This window comes from Actinomadura hibisca NBRC 15177 (assembly GCF_001552635.1).
GTDB classification, from domain to species: Bacteria; Actinomycetota; Actinomycetes; order Streptosporangiales; family Streptosporangiaceae; genus Spirillospora; species Spirillospora hibisca.
Genome location: NZ_BCRO01000026.1, coordinates 153,490 through 171,163, shown reverse-complemented (window position 1 = coordinate 171,163; position 17,674 = coordinate 153,490). Strand labels below are relative to the sequence as shown.

Genomic DNA, 17,674 nt, shown 5'->3' with positions numbered 1-17,674 from the left:
CGCTACGGGCACGCCTCGTGCTCGATGCGTTCTGTGGGGAGCACCAGGTACGCGGTGACGCAGCCGGTCTCGTCCCAGCGGCGGCCCCAGGAATAGTCGTAGGGGCCCGAGCCGGCGGGGAAGACGGGCGACCGGCGGTCACCGGACTTGTCGAGGTAGCCGACGGCGACGTGCAGCGCCGGTCCGCTGATCTTGGTGAAGGTGATGGTGACCTTGTCCTCCCAGACACCTGCCGAGAGCCGCCCGTAGGGCACGGTCCAGTAGGTGGTGCCTTTCGCGGGCCGGGCCGAGGACGCGTCGGCGGTGGCCACGGGCTGGAAGGCCGACAGATGAAGGAGCGCCGCCGCACCGAGCACCCCGGCGACGCGGACGGCCTGCTGCGTACGGGAGGCGGGACCGCGCGCGGACGGATGAGATGTCGAAGACACGATGTCGTCCTTTCCAGAGACGGAGTGTCTGAGATCCCAACCTTCGTCACGGTCGGCGAGCCCTCAAGCGCATGGCGTGAAGCAGCCACTGCTTGAAGAACGAACCATCGACGTCGCAGGTCTCAAGCCGGGGGTGCCGTCGCCGCGAGCAGGGCGCTGAGGGCGGCGGCGCCTTCGAGGAGGGCCAGGGAGCGGGCGTTGACGCTCGCGTCGCGGGCGGCCAGGGCGGTCGTCAGCTCGTCCCAACGGCGTGCGCGGCGCAACTCCGGCATCAGGGCATGGAGCGAGGGGATGCGGTAACCGGCCAGGCGTAGCTGGTGGACGATCCGGGCGTCGCGGACGTCGTCGGGCGAGTACCTGCGCGTTCCGCCCGTCGAGGCTCGGCCGGGCACGACGAGCCCTTCGGCGTCCCAGTGGCGCAGGGTGGAGGTCCGCACGTCGAGGGCGTCGGCGAGTTCGGAGATGCCCATGGAGTCCGACGGGCGGACGTCCTCGATCGGCTCGGCGGCGATCGCCTGCGCGGCCTGCTTGGCCAGCGCGAGTTCCCGGCGTTCAGCGTCGAGCTGGGCGTGCGCGGCGTCCAGGAGGGCGAGCAGGTCCGGGGTCGGGCCATGCGCCGCACGCATGATCCTTTTGGCTTCGACGGGGCCGGTGGCCGCCGCGAGGGCGCGGTAGGCCAGGGCGGAGAGCACGTGCGGTTCGGCGTAGACCCGGTAACCCGAGGGTGTGCGCTCGGCCGGGGGAAGCACGCCGTCGTGTTCGAGGTTGCGCACCTGCTGGACCGAATAGCCGGTCCGGCGGGCGACGTCGACCGTTCGCAGGGCAGGTGACTTGCGACTTTTCACGCCGCGACCCCTAAGTATCCGGGCTGAAGTCTCCACAAGCACATGAATGAAACGCTAGAACACATGAACATCGAAGAGATCACCGCCCTCCTCGACGGCCGCGACGGCATCCTGATCGTCACCCCCGGCCCCGGGGACGGTTCACCGGAGCTGAGCTGGGGCGACACGTTCTTCTACTACGCGCCCGACGGCGTCGTCCCGACGACGGGCCAGCCCTTCGCGACGATCGTGACCAAGAACTATCCCGGCGACGAGGAATCACGGCTGGACCGGCCCAAGACCTTCCGCGTGAACATCGCCGCCGGAAAGGACGCCTTCCTCAACTGGACCGGCCACGAGCCACGCGAACCCGCCACCGGCGACACCGACCCGAGCACGGCGGACACCGTCATCGCACACCCCGTCTACGGCACCCTGGGCTGGCTCGCCGTGGTGAACCCGGGCCCGCGCACGGAGACGGCGGTCCGGGATCTGCTCACCACGGCCTACGGCCTCGCACGCTCGCGCCACGAACGACGCGCCGAGACGACGCCGAGCTGAGCCTCCGGCCTCTAGGCTGGCGCGATGCTGGACGGACTGGACGAGATCGACTGGACTGCCTATCAGGGGGCGTACGGAGCCGCCGAGGAGGTTCCGGACATTCTGCGGGCCATGGCATCGGACGATCTCGAAGTGGCCGACGAGGGACTGGACGAGTTCTTCTCCTCGGTATGGCACCAGGGGACGGTGTATACGGTGACCGTGGTCGCCGTGCCGTTCGTCGTCCGGCTGGCCGCCGATCCGCGGACGCATCGGCGGGAGATCCTGTTGCAGGCGCTCGGGGATCTCTGCGACCCCGAGCGCAGCGACGGCCGCGAGCAGCCAGCCGTGGCAGCGGCGGTCACCGGGCACCGTGACACGCTGGTGGCGCTCCTGGACGACCCCGATCCCGAGGTACGCGAGTACGCCGCCTACGCGGTGGCCCGGTGCGGGCCCGGCGCCGCAAAGGCGCTGACGCGGCGATGGTCGGTGGAGGAGGTTCCGGACGTCCGCGCCTCTTTGCTGATGGGCTTGGCGCTGTGCGATGCCGAGACGTCCGCCCAGTTGGCACGGAGGGCAATGGCCGAGCCCTTTCCTATGGCCGCCGCCGCGGCGCTCGCCCTCGCCAGAGCGGGGTCGGACCTGCCATCGGAGTGCGCCGGACCGGTGGCGGCGGCGCTCGGCGCCGACACGAAGTGGCGGGGCCCGTGGTCCGCCGACCCGCTCAGCGAGATCCTGGAAAGCGTCAACGGGGAGACGGCCGCCGCGTTGACGGATCTGATGGCCGCCGCATCTCCCACGGCGCGGATCCGGGCCGCCGAGGGCATGGCCGACCGATTCCGGCACAGCAGATCGGCGGCCGTCGGGTCGCTGCCCCGCCTGAGCGCCCTGCTGGAAGACGCCGACCCGGCCGTCGTCTCGGCGGCTGTGGAGGCCGCCGCGCACGCCGGTGCGCCTGCGGCCGGAGTCGCCGGCCGGCTCGCCCGCATCGCGCGCGGGAGCGACCAGCGCGCGGCCGACACCGCGCTGAGCACGCTGATCCGGCTGGGAGATCCGCGCTGGCAGGAACCGGTGAGGACGGCGTGGGCGGCGGGGATCGACCCGGTGCCCGCGAGGCTGCTGACCGAATACGTCCCGCCCTTCGCTCCAGAACTGCTCGATGCGGTCCGCCACCGCCTCACCGCGCAGATCGCGGCGGGTTCGACCGGGAACCCCGTGATCACCCTGGCCGTCCTGCTGGGAGCCTGGGGCCCGGACGCGGCGGCCGCGGTACCCGAGCTCACGGCGGCCCTGGAGGCGGCACCGCGGGCCGTCCCGTCAGCGCTGGCCGCGATCGGCCCGGCGGCGCTCCCCGCCGTCCCGGCCCTGCGGCGGGTCGCAGCTCAGCGCCCTGAGACCGGGATTCGTCCGGCACACGCGGTCTGGCGGCTCACCGGCGACACCGCGCCCCTCGTCGCGGCCGGGGCGGCGCTGGCCGGTTCCTCGCAGAGCCGGATCGCGCGGGAGCTGGACCTGGTCGCCGACGCGGGCCGGGATGCGGCGCCCCTGGTCCCGCTGCTCGCCCGGCACCTGACGGGGGACGCGGCTCCGACGTATCCGGAGCGGGACGTCCAGGTCGCGGCGGCCCGCGTGATCTGGCGGGCCGGCGGCGAGACCGAACCCGTCCTGCGCACGCTGGAGGCCGTGCTCCTCGCCGGGGACGTTCCGGTCCGATCGGCCGTCCGCCTGGCCGGGGACATGGCTCCGGAGTCGGGCGCCGATCTCGTCCCGGTCTTGCGCGCGGCGCTCTCCAACAAGTGGGCTCGCGTGGGCGCCGCACGTGCCCTCTGGCTGCACGGCGTGCCCCGCGACGAACTCCTCGATCCGCTGCTGGCCGCCATCACCGCACCGCACGGCGACAGAGACCCGCTCCCGGTCCTGATGGAGATGCGCGCCGTCGAGGCCATCCCGGCCCTGCGCGACCTCGCGGACCGCGACGCCCGCCTTCGCACCCTGGGCAGCTATGCCGAGACCGTCTGGGGCGACGACCGCATCAGGACCGACATCCTCGACACCATCAAGTACCTGACGAGCCCAACCCCGCCATAGACGGGCCGTTCAGACCGGCATGAGCGCTGGCAGGTGCGCCTCCGGACCGCTCGGCGACAGCCTGCCCACCGCCGTGGTGGACCAGCCGTGGCGTCTGTCGAACGTTGGCAAGTGATGGGTGAAGAGCCTGATCCGCGCCGTGAGCCTTGAGCAACGCGCCGAGACAGTTCCACTCCGCTACATGGAGGTCCCGAAGACCCGACCGGACCGCCGATCGTGGCGAGTAGGTCGATCTTGGCTGCGGTCACCTTCGTGGAGGTCGGTGCGTCATGGTTGCGATGTCGTCTGCGAAGGGTGTTTGACCATGGATCCATCCGAGTTCCTGGCCGGCCGGTTCGAGGAGCACCGGCCGCACCTCAAGGCGGTCGCCTACCGCATGCTCGGGTCGCTGGCCGAGGCCGACGACGCCGTCCAGGAAGCGTGGTTGCGGCTGGCCCGGTCCGAGGAGCAGCGGATCGACAACCTCGGCGGCTGGCTGACCACCGTCGTCGGGCGCGTCTGCCTGGACATGCTCCGCGCGCGCAAGCGCCGGGGCGAGGAGTCGCTGGAGGCGCGGCTGCCCGATCCGGTGGTCAGCCGGGAGGGCGAGGCGGACCCCGAGCGGCAGGCGCTGCTGGCCGACTCGGTCGGATTGGCGTTGCTGGTGGTGCTGGAGTCGCTCGGTCCGGCGGAGCGGCTGGCATTCGTGCTGCACGACATGTTCGGGTTGCCGTTCGAGGAGATCGCGCCGATCGTCGACCGCACGCCCGCGACGGCCAAGAAGCTGGCCAGCCGGGCGCGGCAGCGGGTCCGTGGCGCGAGCCCGCCGCCGGACCCGGACCGCGCCGGCCAGCGCCGGGTGGTGGACGCCTTCCTGGCCGCCGCGCGCGGGGGCGACTTCGACGGGTTGCTGGCCCTCCTCGACCCGGACGTGGTGCTGCGCGCGGACGGCGGCGTCCTCACCGGGGGCCTGCGGGTCGTCCGCGGCGCCGCCGCCGTGGCCGGGCAGGCCGCCACCTTCCGGCGCATGGCCACCGCCGCCGCGACGCACCCCGCGCTGGTCAACGGCCTGGCCGGGCTGGTCAACACCATCGACGGGGAGCTGTTCTCGGTCATGAGCTTCACCGTCGCCGACGGCCGGATCGCCGCCATCGACATCCTGTCCGATCCCGAACGCCTGGCCCGGCTCGACCTCGGCTCCGCCGAAGGCTGATTCTCCTGTTTCCGGCCCCCTTCCCGATGGCTCCCCGGTCATCGGCAAGGGGGCCGACGTGTGCTCTCCGAAGAAGTTCGGGGCGGCCGGTCACCTTCGTCCGGTCCGGGTCGTCAGTGCGGTGAACGGGCCGAACAGGCGGCCCGTACCGCCGGAAGGACACTTTCCATGAACGACTTCGACGCCCCCGTCTCCCGCTTCTCCGACCCCCAGCGGCTGGTCCCCGAGCTCGGCGACGTCGGCGCCGCCCTGTTCAAGATCGCTGGCAACGGGGCGGTGCCGCGGAGCACGGTCGGCCTGGTCCACCTGCGGGCCGGGCAGCTCGTCGGGAACACCTACCTGACGGTGCTGCACACCGGCAACCTGCGCCGCGCCGGGGTGCCGGAGGAGAAGATCACCGCTGTGGCGTCCTGGCGGGACGCCCCCTACTTCACCGCCGCCGAGCGGGTGGCGCTGGAGCTGGTGGAGGCCGTGCTCTCGCACGGGGCGGGCGTCTCCGACGGACTGTACGCGCGGGCGGCCGAGCACTACGACGCCACGGCGCTGGCCACGCTCGCCATGGTGATCGGGCAGGTCAACTTCTTCATCCCGCTCGCGCTGATCGGCAGGCCGCTGCCGGGCGTCTCGCCCGCCGAGCAGTGGCGTACGGCCCCGGCCGAGTAGCCCCGCCCAGCCGGGCCCCGGGACGGGTGCCGTCTCCGAACCCCGTCCCGGGGCCCGCCACTTCGCGCCGACGGCCCGCACCGATCTCGCATCCGAACCGGCCGCCCTTCTCCCTGCCACCTGACCGAGGAAGGAACACTCGCCCATGCTTCCCAAGACCGTGCTCGTGACCGCCGCCACCGCGGCGTCCCTGACAGCGGGGACACCCGCGACCGCCGACACCCGCACCACCTGGCACGGCGCGTGGACGGCGGCGGCCATGCGGCCGTCCGGGTCCCCCTGGTTCGCCACCTGGGCCGAACAGGGCTTCGAGAACCAGTCGGTCCGGCAGGTCGTCCGCGTCAACGCCGGGGGTGCCCGGCTCCGGATCCGGCTGTCCAACGCCTACGGCACCACGCCCCTGCGCCTCGCCGGTGCCAGCGTCGGCCGCACCGCCACCGGCGCGGCCGTGCGGCCGGGCACGATCCGCCCGCTGCGCTTCCACGGCTCGCCGTCCACCACCGTCCCCGCGCGGGGACGGACCGTCAGCGACCCCGTCGCCCTGCCCACCCGACCCCGCGAACAGCTCACGATCACGCTGTACTTCCGCGACGCCACCGGCCCGGCCACCTACCACCAGGTGTCGATGACCACCGCCTACCGCGCCGCCGGGGACCACCGCCGCGACCCGGCCGCCACCGCCTACACCGACAGGATCGAGCCCGGCTTCGGCTCCTGGTACTACCTGGAGGGCGTCGAGACCTCCGGCGGACGCCCGCAGCCCCGCGCCGTCGTCGCCTTCGGTGATTCGATCACCGACGGGTTCGGCGCGAGCATCGGCGGCGACGACCGCTACCCCGACGCGCTCGCCCGGCGCCTGCTGGCCGCCGGCCGTCCCCACCCGGTGCTGAACGCCGGGATCGGCTCCAACAAGCTGCTGGCCGACTCGGCCTGCGGCGGCGACTCCGGCGTCTCCCGGTTCGCCCGGGACGTCCTGGACCAGCCCCGCCCCGGCACCGTGATCGTCCTGATCGGCGTCAACGACATCCAGCTCCGCGACGACCGGATGTGCGGCGTCGACCGCGCCGACCCGCCGGTCACCGCGCGGCGGCTGATCGACGGTTACCGCAAGCTGATCCGCGCCGCCCGCGCCCGCCACGTCGAGGTCGTCGGCGGCACCCTCACCCCCTACCGGGGATCGGCCGGGTGGACCGCCGACGGCGAGAGGATCCGCCGCCAGGTCAACCGGTGGATCCGCGGCAGCGGCGAGTACGACGCCGTCGCCGACTTCGACCGCGCGCTCGACCCCGCCGGGACCGGCCGCATCCCCGACGGCCTGCACATGGGCGACCATCTCCACCCCGGCCCCGCCGGTTACCGGGCCATGGCCGACGCGATCGACCTGTCCGCCCTCCGGTAGAGGCGGCTCGCAAGCGGGGGCATGGTGGTGAAGGTCCGGCGTCCGCCGCGTCCAACGGCGCTCTTTCGTGGGACCAAGGTCCCTACCCGGTGCTGATCTTCCTCCGCGAGGGTGGTGGCGGAGGCGCAGATCATGGTCGCGCTCGCCGAGGTGGGGTCGCCGTGGACGCCGCTGATCGAGGCGGTCGCGGCGACGCTGCCGCCCGCTGGACGGAGGCGGCCGGGGTCAGCGAGCACGCGTACCACGTCGTCGCCGGGGCGTGCACGCTGGTCGGGCTGGCGATCCTGATCTACCGGCGGCGCACGGTCGGCCCGGTGTTCTCAGCCACGACCCGCAACGACAAGCTGATGTACGCGGTGCTGACCCTGGTGATCGTCCTGGGGCTGGCGGCGACCGTGGCCGCCAACATCGCGGGCGGCGGCTACGACTACCGCTCGACGGTGTCGCCCTGGTTCCGGTCGGTGTTCTACCTGCGCCCCGACCCGGACCTGATGGTGGGCGTGCCGATCCTGTTCCAGTTGCACGCGCTGAGCGCCATGCTGCTGTTCTGCGTGTGGCCGTTCACGCGGCTGGTGCACATGCTGACCGCGCCGGTGGGCTACCTGACCCGCCCCTACATCGTCTACCGCAGCCGAGACGCGCACGCGGGCAGCCGCTCACCGCGCCGAGGCTGGGAGCACATGTCGTAACGACGCGGCGCGTCCACCGCGCTGTGCCGCTGGTCGCGGCGTCCGTCCGGTGGGCGGACGCCGCGACTCGGCTCATCATGGCGCTCGGCGTCTACCTCAGTGGGCTTCGCGGAGGGGGCGGGTCCATTCGGCGATCTTGATTTGCCAGGCGCCGTCCTCCTCGGGGCGGCCGGGTACGCCGGGGCGTTGTTGCCACGGGCGCGGGCCGGTTTCGGGGCGGTACTCCACGCCGGATGCGGCGAGGCGTTCCAGGTGGACGTCGAGGCGGCGGCGGAGGTCGGCCGGGTCCTTCTCCTGGGGGCTCCATACGGTTTCGGCGAAGGCTGCCAGGCGCGGGAAGGCCATGTAGTCCAGCCGTCGGGGTGAGTCGATCAGTTCGGTCCACAGGCAGCACTGGGCGCCGAGGACGTGTCGGGCGGCCTCGTCGCCTGCGAGCTCGGGCGGGATCGGTTCGAAGGCGTGGACGTCGTCGAGGGTCAGCACGGTGCCGAAGGGTGCCGGTTCCTGGTCGCCCGGTGCCTGGCGGTAGTCCAGGTAGACGGAGGTGTTGGGGCAGGGAACGACGTCGTGGCCGCTCCTGGCGGCGATGACGGTGCCGATGTCGTCGCGCCAGGAGGTGATGACGGCGTTCCCGGGCGCGCCCCGGCCCTCCAGGATCTCGTCCCAGCCGACGGGGCGGCGGCCGTGCGCGGCGAGGTGGTCGGCGAACCTCCCGATGATCCAGCTCTGGAGTTCCGCCTCGTCGCGCAGGCCGAGTTCGGCGATCCGGCGTTGCGCGGCCGGGCTCTCCCGCCACTGGTCCTTGCGGCACTCGTCGCCGCCGATGCTGATGTGGGGGCTCGGGAACAGCTCGACGACCTCGTCCAGGACGTTCTGGAAGAACTCGATCGTGTGCTCCTCGGCGTTCAGCACGTTCGGGCCGACGCCCCAGGTCGTGCCGACCTCCAGGGGCGTGTCGAGGTTGCCCAGCTCGGGGTGGGCGGCGATCGCCGCCTGGGTGTGGCCCGGCAGGTCGATCTCCGGGACGACGGTGATGTGCCGACGGGCGGCGTAGGCGACGATCTCGCGGACGTCGTCCTGGGTGTAGTAGCCGCCGTGCGGGACGCCGTCCATGGGGCCGTCCCACCCGGTCTGGCTCTCCCGCCGCCACGCGCCCACCTCGGTGAGCCGCGGGTAGCGCCTGATCTCCAGCCGCCACCCCTGGTCGTCGGTGAGGTGCAGGTGCAGGACGTTCAGCTTGTGCGCCGCCATCAGGTCGATGAACCGCAGCAGGTCAGCCTTGGGGAGGAAGTGCCGGGCCACGTCGAGCAGGCAGCCGCGCCAGGCGAAGCGCGGCTCGTCTTCGATCTCCGCGCAGGGCAGCGCGAGGCTCTCGCCGGTCGCCGCCTTCCGGTACGCCTGGGCGGGCAGGAGTTGGCGCAGGGTCTGCACGCCGTAGAACGCGCCCGCCGGGTCGGCGGCCTCGACGAGCACGCCGTCGAAGGTGACGCGGAGCCGGTACGCCTCCGGCGGCAGTTCGGCGGTGGTGAGCGTGATCCCGCCTGGTCCCGGCGGCAGCTCGCCGCCGGTGATCGGGCTCAGTTCGGCGCGCAGCCAGGCCGCGACCTCGGCGAACGGGGGATCGGAGGTGAGGGTGGTGTGCCGGTCGAGGACGAACCGGCCCGGTCGGGTGGCGGAACGCACCGGTCGAGGGATGAGCATGCTGGCCCCGTCAGTCGCAGGTGATCTTCGCGTCGGCGAAGTCGGTGTGGTCGTGGTAGGCGTTGTCGCCGCCGTTGGTGGCGACCAGGCGGACGTACTCGGCGCCCTTCACCGAGGCGGTGACCTTCGCCGGTGGCCGGTCGCCGGTGAGGATTCCCGTGCGGGCGGCGAGTTCCCCGTCGGCCCAGACCTGGAAGTCCGCCGAGCCGCGGACGGCTCCGGGCGCGTCCACCTCGTCGTCGATCCCGGCGTGGAACTCGACGGTCGTGCAGCGCCCGGCCGTGTAGTAGGTGATCTCGGCGACGGCGTGCGCGCCCAGGCCCTTGGCATAGCGGGTTCCGCCGATGGTGAGGGGACGCCCGTCGCCCGCGCCGCCGTCGCCGTTGCTCGTGTCCTTCTCGACCGGGCCGAGGTGGTTCACCGCGCTGGTCCATGGGAGATCGCTGAGGAAGGTCGTGCCGGAGTCGGGGGCGGTCGCGACGCGGACGACGGCGGTGCCGCCGAACCCGGCCTTCCAGCGGTCGGAGACCACCTTGCCGTTGAGGGGGTACGTCTTTTGAGGGGTTCCGGCGGGTGGGGTGATCGACCATCGGGTTGTGAGCGTTGCGCTGGGGGCCAGTCGTCTGGTTGTGGCCGGGGTGAGCGGCTTCGCCGTCCAGCCATCGGGCACGGTCAGCGACGCCGTGATGTTCTGGGCCGTCGCGGTGCCGCCGGTGTTGGTCACGCGCGTCAGGAGTTCGTTGTCCTTGCCGGGTTCGACGGTGCTGGGGCGGTTGTCGCCGGGGTCGGTGGCGGGGTCGATCTCGAAGGTCGGCATGGGCGCGGCGGACGGTTCGTTGCGGGCGGCCACGCGGTACATGACGGTGCCGTGCGCGGGCACCGCTGCGGAGATGGCTCCGGTGGTGCTCCAGACGGCTCCGGTCCACAGGTCCTCCACGCGGTACCGGGAGGCGGAGCCCAGTTTCAGCGCGGTCGTGGTGGTGGAGATCGTCTTGTCCCGGTCGCTCTCGTTGTAGAGGGCGACGGCCACGTCTCCGCCTGCCAGCGGGCGGGACAGGACGTGGTGCCAGCCGTCGGTGCGGACGAACGCGGCGGGTTTCCCTAGCGGGTCCTGGTCCACCGCGATCACCCGGGGGTTGGCGACGATCTCGGTGGGCGCCTTGGTCGGGGCCGCCTGGAGGATCAGCGGGGCGGCGGCCATCGCCCACAGGCCGACCTGGGTGCGGTACTCGGTCTCGGTCATGCCGCCGAGCCCCGCTTGGAGGAGATCGGGGTCGGCGTGGCTGCGCGGGCCCGCGTACTGGAGGCGCAACATGGCGGTCTCCCAGATGCCGAGCATGCCCGCGTAGGTGTCGGGGATCGGGCGGGTGACGAGGTTGGTGCGCCAGGTGGTGGCCAGTTGCCCGGCCCAGAGCCAGGGGACGCTGTTGCCGTCCTCGTTGTTCAGGGCGAACACGATCCCGTCGCCGATCGCCTGGCGCATGCGGGTGGCGAGCGTCTGGGCGATGGTCTGGGAGTTCTGGCCGGGGAAGTCGGCGGTGGGGATCGAGCAGTGGTCGTACTTGACGTAGTCGACGCCCCAGTCCCGGACGAGCGCGCCGTCGTCGGCCTCGTGACCGTAGGAGCCGGTGCCGCCGCCCGTGCAGGCGGCGGTTCCGGCGGACAGGCTGAGACCGAGCTTCAGTCCCTTGCCGTGGAGGGTGTCGGCCAACGCTTTGATGCCGTCGGGGAAGCGGGCGGGGTCGGCGGTCAGGCGTCCGGACGCGTCGCGCCGCGCGGCCGTCCAGCAGCCGTCGATGATCACGTAGCGGTAGCCGGTGTCCTTGAGCGTCGTCAGGTCGTCGGCGGCCTTGCGGATCGCGGCGTCGTTGACGGTGCAGCCGAGGGCGCGGCTGTTCCAGCCCATCGGCGGGCCGTCGATGGTGGGCGGTGCCGCCGCGTGCGATGGCGGCACGATGAGCATGGCGAGGAGGACCACCGGCAGGGCGGCGGTCATGCGTCTGCGCATGGGTGTCCTGTCAGGCGGGGTGGAGGCTGGGGTCGCCGGGCTCGATCGCGAACGAGCCGGAGGTGTAGGCGGGCGCGTACGGCTGCGTCACGACGGAGAGCGAGCGGAAGTCGACCTTCATGTCCTGTTCGGAGATCCTGCTGCGGACGTAGCCCCGGCGGCCGTTGAAGAACTTGACGTGCGGGTTCTCGGCCAGCAGCCGCGCGGTGTCGGGGTACTCGTCCAGGCCGTTGCCAGCGGAGGTGACCGAGGTGCTGACCAGCTCGACGGCCACGGACTTCGACTCGGGGTCCTGGTGGTCGCGCTTGATCTCGCCGGCCCAGTGCGAGTGCACGTCCCCGGTGAGCACGACGCCGTTGCGCTTGTTGTCGCCGATGGCGGCGGTGACGCGGTTGCGGCTGGCCGTGTAGCCGTCCCAGCCGTCGTTGGAGTAACCCTTCGCCTCGCCGTTGGTCCAGTCCATCTCCATGAAGAAGACCTGCTGGACGAGCAGGTCCCAGGTGGCGCGGGACTTGCGCAGCTCGCCCTCCAGCCACGCTTCCTGCTCCTGGCCGAGGATCGTGCGGTTGGGGGCGAGGCGTTCGGTGCAGTCGGCGCCGATCGTGCCCGACTTGCCGCCGTTGCAGGCGTAGAGGTCGCGGTACTGGCGGGTGTCGAGCAGGTGCAGGTTGGCGACCGCGCCCCAGCGCACCGTGTGGTGCAGGCGCAGCGCCGCTCCGTTCGGCTTCTGCGCGCGGCGCAGCGGCATGTTCTCGTAGAACGCCTGGAACGCGGCGGCGCGGCGCGGCAGGAACGGCGGGTCGGGCTGTTCGGGCACGTCACCGGCCCAGGCGTTCTCCACGTCGTGGTCGTCGTAGACGACGAGCCAGGGCGCGACGGCGTGCGCCAGTTGCAGTTCGGGGTCGGCTTTGTGCTGGGCGTGGCGCAGCCGGTATCCGGCCAGGTCGAGGCATTCGCCGCCGGCCTGGTCGCGCACCGGGTACTTGTAGTCGCCGTACTCGTAGATGTAGTCGCCCAGGAAGGCGATCAGGTCGGGGTGGTCCTCGGCCATCCGCCGGTAGGCGGTGAACCAGCCGACCTGGTAGTCCGCGCACGAGGTGAAGGCCAGGTTGAGTGCGCGGCCCGTTGTGCCCGGGGCGGGCGCGGTGAGGGTCCGTCCGACCGGCGAAAGCTGGCCTGCGGCCTTGAACCGGTAGAAGTACTCCGCGCCGGGCCGCAGCCCGTCGAGTTCGACGTGCACGCTGTGCGCGGACTCGGGGCGCGCGATCTGGCCGCCCCGCCGCACGATCTGGCGGAACCCCTCGTCCTTGGCGACCTGCCATTCCACGGGGACGGGTCGGCGCGGCATGCCGCCGAGCCCGTCGGGGGCGAGCGGGTCGGTGGCGAGGCGGGTCCACAGGACGACGCCGTCGGGGGTCGGCTCGCCGGAGGCGACACCGAGCTGGAACACCTCGCCCAAGGGGGCGCGGCGGGCCGCCGCGCGCACGGGTGGGGCACCCAGTGCGGCGGTCAGGCCCAGGCCCGCTCCCCCGGCGAGCACGGAACGCCGGGTGATCATCGTGCTCCCCCTACTTCGCCAGGGCGTTGCCGTCGGCGACGGCGCGGTCGGCGGCCTGCTTGGGCGTCAGCTTGCCGAGGTACATGTCGTTGAAGGTCTGGTTGAGCTTGTTCTCGAACGCGGTGAAGCCGGTCGTGACCGGCAGGTTGAACGTGGTGCCGCGCGACTCCTCCAGGAAGGGCGAGACGTCCAGGCCCTTGCGCTTCCAGAAGTCGACGTAGCCCTGGGAGAGGCCGTTCAGCGCGGGGAAGACGTGCCCGTCGTCGGCCATGATCTTCTGCGCCTCGGGGCCGGACAGGTAGCGGGCCAGCTTCAGCGCCGCCTCCTTGCGCGGGCTCTTGGCGTAGACGGCCTCCGACAGGCCGTTGATGTTCACCGACCGCCCGGCGGGGCCCGTGGGCATCGGCGCGATGCCGATCTTAAAGCTGGCGCCGGGCGTGACGAACGGCAGCAGCGCGTTGTTGGCGGGGAACATCGCCACCTGACCGCGCTTGAACATCTCGTTGATCTTGTCGCTGGGCGGGTTCGTCTGCGCGGCGGGTGGCGCGACGTGGTGCTTGTTCACCAGGTCGACGCCGAACTGGAGCGCCTGCACCGAGGCGTCGTCGTTGAAGGCGTACTTGCCGAACGGCTGGTCCACCAGCTTGCCGCCGTTGGAGTTCACCCAGTTCATCCACTGCGTCTGGTAGTGGTTCCAGGACGCGAAGCCGTACTGCTTCACCTTGGCCGGGTCGAATCCCGGCTCGTCGGGGTGCTTGCCCTTGTCGTCGACGGTCAGCTTGCGCGCGGTCTCCAGCAGGCTGCCGGAGCCGTCGGGCGTCCAGGTGAGCTTGTCCGGGTCGGGGACGCCCGCCTTCTTGAACAGGTCCTTGTTGTAGAGGAGTCCGACGATGCCGAAGTCCTTCGGGACGCCGTACAGCTTCCCCTTGTAGGTGTAGGACTGCACGACGTTCGGGTGGTACTTGGCGGCGTCGAGGCCGAGGGGGCTGAGGTCGGCCAGCACGCCCTTGGTGACGAACTCGGGGAACTGGGTGGTCTGCATCCAGAAGACGTCCGGCGCGGTGCCCGCGACGGCGTCGGCGGTCATCTTGGTCCAGTACTGGTCGTACGGCAGCAGCTCGATCTTGACGCGGACGCCGGGGTTGGCCTTCTCGAAGGCCGCCATCACCTTCTGGTAGCCCGCCTTCTGCTGGTCGTCCCAGAGCCGGTAGGTGAGGGTGCCGTCGCCGCCGGAGTCGCCGGAGCCGCAGGCGGTGAGGGGGAGCAGGAGGGCGGCGCCGAGCAGGGCCGCGAACGAGCGGTTTCGGGGGGATGTCATGACGGTTGACCTCTTCTATTTGAGGCCGGTGAGGACCACCGAGCGGACGATGTATCTCTGGAAGGCGACGAAGACCGCGACCATCGGCACCAGCGCGATCAGGGCGGCGGCGGTCATCTGGTTCGGGTCGACGCCGATGGCGCCCTTCAGCCCGGCGATCCCCACCGTGACGACCTTGGTGTCGTCGCCGCTGGTGATGATCAGGGGCCACATGAAGTTGTTCCAGGACGCGATGACGGTGATGATCGCGAGGGTGCCCAGGGCGGGGCGCGACAGCGGCAGGACGATGCGCAGCAGGATCGTGAGCGGCCCGGCGCCGTCGATGCGCGCCGCGTCCTCCAGCCCGGCGGGCAGGGCGCGGAAGAACTGCCGCATCAGGAAGATCCCGTACGGCGTGCCGAGCAGGTACGGCGCGAGCAGCCCCCACCAGGTGTTGACCAGGTGCAGCTCGCGCATGATGAGGAACAGCGGGATCATGGTGACGGCGCTGGGCACCATCATCGTGGCGACGTACAGCCAGAACAGCACGTCGCGGCCGCGGAAGCGGAGCCGGGCGAACGCGTAGGCGGCGAACGTGGTGAACACGAGCTGCCCGGCCGTCAGCGCGGCGGTCATCAGCAGCGAGTTGCCGAGGTAGCCGGTGAAGCCCGAGTCCAGCACCTTGCCGAGGTTGCCGAGGGTGGGCGGCAGGCCCGGCTCCCAGGGCTGGGTGGAGTTGAGCTGCCGCGGCGTCTTCAGCGCGGTCAGCGCGACCAGGAGGTAGGGGAAGACGGAGACGAAGGCCCCGATGATCAGCGTGAGATAGAGCGCGGTGCGCTTGGCCATGGCCCCTCCTCAGCTCAGGTCGTAGGTGGTGCGCTTGCTGAAGAACCGGACCTGCGCCAGCGTCACCGCGAGGATGAGCAGGAACAGCAGCGCGGCGAGCGTGGCGGCGTAGCCGAAGTCGAACTGCCGGAAGGCCGTCTCGTAGATCCGGAAGTTGAGGACCTCGGTGCCGTTGCCGGGCCCGCCGTCGGTCATCGCGTAGACGGTGTCGAAGATCTGGAACGCGCCGACCAGGTTCGTCACCGTGACGAAGAACGTCGTGGGGTTCAGCAGCGGCAGGGTGATCTGGAAGAAGCGCTGGACCGGGCTCGCGCCGTCGGTGGCCGCCGCGTCGTACAACTCCTGCGGGACGCCCTGGAGCCCGGCCAGGAAGAACAGCATGGTGTAGCCGCTGAACTGCCAGACGTTGACCAGCGCGACCGACGGCAGCGCCCACGCGGGGTCGGTCAGCCAGTTCGGCCCGGCGACGCCGACGACGTCGAGCACCCGGTTCAGCGCCCCGTCCCGCGGGTCGAAGATCCACGTCCAGACGACGCCCATCACGATCGGCGTGGCCATCCACGGCACGACGAACAGCGCGCGGTAGAACGCCACGCCCTTGACCCGCTGGTTGAGCAGCAGGGCCAGCAGCAGGCCGAGGACGGTCTGGAGCGGGACGCTCAGCAGGACGAACAGGACGGTCACCCACACCGAGTGCCAGGTGCCGCCGTCGCCCGCGAGCCGCCGGTAGTTGGCGAGCCCGGCGAAGGTGGGGGTGGAGAGCAGCTCCCAGTGGAACAGGCTGAGGACGAACACGATCAGGAGGGGGAGCAGGAGGAAGGCGAAGACGCCGAACAGGCTCGGGGCGATGAACAGGTAGGCGTACCAGTGCCGCGTGGGGCGGTGGCGCTTCCGGGTGGCCTTCGTGGTGCGGCTTCCGGTGCCGGATGGGGGCTCGGGGGCCGGTTCCGGTGCTGGTCCGGGCGTCGGCTCGGGCTTGGGGCCCGGCGGTGCGTCGGACCGCGAGCCGGGTGGGGCGTCGGGCCGCAAGTCGGACGAGGAATCAGGCTGCGGGCCAGGCGAAGTGTCGGCCGTCCGTCCCGTCAGGTGGCCGGCGTCACTCGTCATGACGGGTCCGTCCGGGTCGGGACCATGAGCCGTCGCGTCGTCTCCAGGCCCCACGCGTCCAGCGCCGCGATCGGGTCGCCGGAGCCGCGCAGCCCGCCGCCCGCCGCGATGTGCGCGGCCCACTCCGCCCGCTCCTCGACCTCCGGCCGGGCCATGATGCAGTCGGGGTCGTTGACCCACCAGCGCGCGTGCAGGAACTCCCGCGCGGCTCCGGTGAGCCGCGCGCCGAGCTGTGACGGCTGGCTCAGGTCGCCCGCCCTCGGCAGCACCCGGGGCGCGGTGTCGGGGCTGACGCGCATGATGTCGGCGAGGCCGATGCTCGGGAGCAGGGGCGCGCCGCAGGCGTGCAGCGTGGCGTCCGGGCCGACGGCCTGGCGGATGATCTCCAGCCCGCGCCGGTAGGCGGCGATCGGGTCGAGGTCCTCGTGCCGCCGTCCGGCGAGCGCGCCCGCGTAGAGGTAGTCGAGCTTGAAGTGGCTCACGCCGAGGGCGGCGAGCTTCTGGAAGACCTCGGTCAGGTGGGCGGCGGCGTCGGGGTGGGTGACGTCGAGCACCGCGAGGTCCTGGTCCCACATCGTCCCCGCGTGCGCGCCGCCGACGAGCCAGCCGGGGTGGTCGCGGAAGGTGCGGCTGCGCCGGCCGACGAGGAACGGCGCCAGCCAGAGGCCCGCGCGCCTGCCCGTCTCCAGGATCGCGCCGAGGGACCGCTCCAGCGAGCCGAATTCGGGGCGCAGTTCCAGCCAGTCGCCGATCCCGGCCTCGTAGCCGTCGTCGATGAGGAACATGTCGGCGTCGATGCCGTGCCGCTCGGCGAGGGCGAGGTTGTCGAGGACGTCGGTGTCGGTGACCTTGTCCCAGTAGCCGTACCAGGAGCACCACATGGGCGGCACGGCGGGGAAGTCGGCCGGGGCGTGGCCCTCCGCGATCCGCTGCGCCCACCAGCGCAGCGCGCCGTCGAGGTCGCCGTCGAACTCGTGGCGCGTGACGGGCCCGTCGGCGGAGACGATCAGGCGGCCGCCCTGCTCGCGGGCCCGGATGGAGGGCACCTGCTCCGGGCCGGGGCCGGAGAAGAGCGAGATCGGGCCGCCGTCGCCGGGGTCGACCGCCAACAGGCCCTCACCCTGGAACGTCCCGGCCGGGACGGGCGTCTCTGGGCGGTAGCAGATGGTCTGCACGTTGGCGTCGGCGGGACGCGGGGGCGTCTCGCCCAGCCGGTAGGCGCCGGTCGGGCTCCACGACTGCCAGCCGAACTCGAAGACCCGCGTTCGGTGCGCGAGGCGGGTGATCTCTCCGATCACGGTGAACGACATCGGCTCTCTCACTTCCAGGAGAGT

At 72.0% G+C, this 17,674-nt stretch carries 15 protein-coding genes; 6 read left to right on the top strand and 9 right to left on the bottom strand.

The window, feature by feature from the left end; genetic code table 11:
* Positions 1-2: 2 nt before the first annotated feature.
* Both AH6_RS13215 and AH6_RS13210 read right to left on the bottom strand, forming a co-directional pair.
* Positions 3-428 carry a hypothetical protein gene (locus tag AH6_RS13215; protein ID WP_157431440.1) on the bottom strand — a complete coding sequence of 142 codons (426 nt, stop codon included), beginning with the start codon at positions 426-428 and terminating at the stop codon, positions 3-5.
* 122 nt (positions 429-550) lie between these two features.
* A complete protein-coding gene (locus AH6_RS13210) occupies positions 551-1,273 on the bottom strand; it encodes a MerR family transcriptional regulator (protein ID WP_157431439.1) in 723 nt (240 codons plus the stop codon).
* A 63-nt stretch (positions 1,274-1,336) separates the two neighbouring features.
* Here AH6_RS13210 and AH6_RS13205 point away from each other — a divergent pair, with 63 nt between their 5' ends.
* The 6 genes from AH6_RS13205 (at position 1,337) to AH6_RS13180 (ending at position 7,823) form a co-directional block, all read left to right on the top strand.
* The gene (locus tag AH6_RS13205; protein WP_067479032.1) at positions 1,337-1,813 is read left to right on the top strand and encodes a DUF6194 family protein; all 477 of its coding nucleotides are present in this window, start codon (positions 1,337-1,339) and stop codon (positions 1,811-1,813) included.
* A gap of 24 nt (positions 1,814-1,837) precedes the next feature.
* A complete protein-coding gene (locus AH6_RS46590) occupies positions 1,838-3,880 on the top strand; it encodes a serine/threonine-protein kinase (protein ID WP_067479030.1) in 2,043 nt (680 codons plus the stop codon).
* Between the two features lie 304 nt (positions 3,881-4,184).
* On the top strand, positions 4,185-5,072 hold the full coding sequence (sigJ, locus tag AH6_RS13195; RefSeq protein ID WP_067479028.1) for an RNA polymerase sigma factor SigJ: 888 nt from the start codon (positions 4,185-4,187) through the stop codon (positions 5,070-5,072).
* Positions 5,073-5,240: 168 nt separating this feature from the next.
* Positions 5,241-5,735, top strand: coding sequence for a carboxymuconolactone decarboxylase family protein (locus AH6_RS13190; RefSeq protein WP_067479026.1), 495 nt, complete (start codon positions 5,241-5,243; stop codon positions 5,733-5,735).
* A 145-nt stretch (positions 5,736-5,880) separates the two neighbouring features.
* Positions 5,881-7,134, top strand: a complete 1,254-nt coding sequence (locus AH6_RS13185; protein ID WP_067479024.1) for an SGNH/GDSL hydrolase family protein — start codon at positions 5,881-5,883, stop codon at positions 7,132-7,134.
* A gap of 161 nt (positions 7,135-7,295) precedes the next feature.
* Positions 7,296-7,823: a respiratory nitrate reductase subunit gamma gene (locus AH6_RS13180; RefSeq protein WP_245679297.1), complete on the top strand. Its 528-nt coding sequence runs from the start codon at positions 7,296-7,298 to the stop codon at positions 7,821-7,823.
* A gap of 96 nt (positions 7,824-7,919) precedes the next feature.
* Here AH6_RS13180 and AH6_RS13175 read toward each other — a convergent pair whose 3' ends face one another.
* From AH6_RS13175 to AH6_RS13145, 7 genes are read right to left on the bottom strand one after another with little or no spacing between them, the layout of a single operon-like run.
* The gene (locus tag AH6_RS13175; protein WP_067479022.1) at positions 7,920-9,524 is read right to left on the bottom strand and encodes a beta-N-acetylhexosaminidase; all 1,605 of its coding nucleotides are present in this window, start codon (positions 9,522-9,524) and stop codon (positions 7,920-7,922) included.
* A gap of 10 nt (positions 9,525-9,534) precedes the next feature.
* Entirely contained in the window at positions 9,535-11,532 is a 1,998-nt protein-coding gene (locus AH6_RS13170) for an NPCBM/NEW2 domain-containing protein (RefSeq protein ID WP_067479020.1), read from the bottom strand.
* A 10-nt stretch (positions 11,533-11,542) separates the two neighbouring features.
* Positions 11,543-13,090, bottom strand: a complete 1,548-nt coding sequence (locus AH6_RS13165) for an alkaline phosphatase D family protein (protein WP_067479018.1) — start codon at positions 13,088-13,090, stop codon at positions 11,543-11,545.
* A 10-nt stretch (positions 13,091-13,100) separates the two neighbouring features.
* The gene (locus AH6_RS13160; RefSeq protein ID WP_067479016.1) at positions 13,101-14,408 is read right to left on the bottom strand and encodes an ABC transporter substrate-binding protein; all 1,308 of its coding nucleotides are present in this window, start codon (positions 14,406-14,408) and stop codon (positions 13,101-13,103) included.
* A gap of 15 nt (positions 14,409-14,423) precedes the next feature.
* Positions 14,424-15,233, bottom strand: a complete 810-nt coding sequence (locus tag AH6_RS13155) for a carbohydrate ABC transporter permease (protein WP_067479014.1) — start codon at positions 15,231-15,233, stop codon at positions 14,424-14,426.
* Between the two features lie 9 nt (positions 15,234-15,242).
* Positions 15,243-16,340, bottom strand: a complete 1,098-nt coding sequence (locus AH6_RS13150) for a carbohydrate ABC transporter permease (RefSeq protein ID WP_218005798.1) — start codon at positions 16,338-16,340, stop codon at positions 15,243-15,245.
* The gene (locus AH6_RS13145) at positions 16,337-17,650 is read right to left on the bottom strand and encodes a glycoside hydrolase family 36 protein (protein WP_067479012.1); all 1,314 of its coding nucleotides are present in this window, start codon (positions 17,648-17,650) and stop codon (positions 16,337-16,339) included. Before AH6_RS13145 ends, AH6_RS13150 begins: the two co-directional genes overlap by 4 nt.
* Between the last annotated feature and the right edge of the window lie 24 nt (positions 17,651-17,674).

Excerpts from the sequence above, each read along its gene's own strand:
- AH6_RS13205 (WP_067479032.1), top strand. The coding sequence starts at position 1,337 with ATGAACATCGAAGAGATCACCGCCCTCCTCGACGGCCGCGACGGCATC.
- AH6_RS46590 (WP_067479030.1), top strand. The coding sequence starts at position 1,838 with ATGCTGGACGGACTGGACGAGATCGACTGGACTGCCTATCAGGGGGCG.
- sigJ (WP_067479028.1), top strand. The coding sequence starts at position 4,185 with ATGGATCCATCCGAGTTCCTGGCCGGCCGGTTCGAGGAGCACCGGCCG.
- AH6_RS13190 (WP_067479026.1), top strand. The coding sequence starts at position 5,241 with ATGAACGACTTCGACGCCCCCGTCTCCCGCTTCTCCGACCCCCAGCGG.
- AH6_RS13185 (WP_067479024.1), top strand. The coding sequence starts at position 5,881 with ATGCTTCCCAAGACCGTGCTCGTGACCGCCGCCACCGCGGCGTCCCTG.
- AH6_RS13175 (WP_067479022.1), bottom strand. The coding sequence starts at position 9,524 with ATGCTCATCCCTCGACCGGTGCGTTCCGCCACCCGACCGGGCCGGTTC.
- AH6_RS13170 (WP_067479020.1), bottom strand. The coding sequence starts at position 11,532 with ATGCGCAGACGCATGACCGCCGCCCTGCCGGTGGTCCTCCTCGCCATG.
- AH6_RS13165 (WP_067479018.1), bottom strand. The coding sequence starts at position 13,090 with ATGATCACCCGGCGTTCCGTGCTCGCCGGGGGAGCGGGCCTGGGCCTG.
- AH6_RS13160 (WP_067479016.1), bottom strand. The coding sequence starts at position 14,408 with ATGACATCCCCCCGAAACCGCTCGTTCGCGGCCCTGCTCGGCGCCGCC.
- AH6_RS13155 (WP_067479014.1), bottom strand. The coding sequence starts at position 15,233 with ATGGCCAAGCGCACCGCGCTCTATCTCACGCTGATCATCGGGGCCTTC.
- AH6_RS13150 (WP_218005798.1), bottom strand. The coding sequence starts at position 16,340 with ATGACGAGTGACGCCGGCCACCTGACGGGACGGACGGCCGACACTTCG.
- AH6_RS13145 (WP_067479012.1), bottom strand. The coding sequence starts at position 17,650 with ATGTCGTTCACCGTGATCGGAGAGATCACCCGCCTCGCGCACCGAACG.